We start from the raw sequence: 315 nt of genomic DNA, 5'->3' as shown, positions 1-315 counted from the left end.
AGAAGCTCAGCAGCGCGTGGTCGCTGTCCGCCTGGGCCTGCCATAGTTGCGCGGCGCGCGGATAGGGCACTTCGTCGTCGAAAATCGTGAGGCCCTGGCCGCCGTCGATCAGCGCGTCGAAGTAGTAGCGGTCCACCAGCAGAATGTGATTCAGCGTGAGCTGCAACGACGGAAAGAAGCTCACCCGGTGCGCGGCGAACGCTTCGTCGCTCAAGCTCAGACACGCGCGGTAAAGGCGCAGGTTGGACCACGCGTTGTGGCGCGCCATGTCGCTGAAATGCTCAGACAGCGCATCGCGCGGCGCAGCGCCTCGCG

The 315-nt window shown here is 65.1% G+C and carries 1 protein-coding gene; it reads right to left on the bottom strand.

Translation table 11 applies throughout. From position 1 onward, the window contains the following. A partial coding sequence (locus tag SB753_RS35975; protein ID WP_410804866.1) for a DinB family protein occupies window positions 1-315 on the bottom strand: 315 nt, incomplete at both ends.

This window comes from Paraburkholderia sp. SIMBA_053, assembly GCF_046534895.1.
Taxonomy (GTDB): Bacteria; Pseudomonadota; Gammaproteobacteria; order Burkholderiales; family Burkholderiaceae; genus Paraburkholderia; species Paraburkholderia caledonica.
Note: the sequence above shows the minus strand (reverse complement) of the source record. Positions and strands in the feature narration are given on the sequence as shown.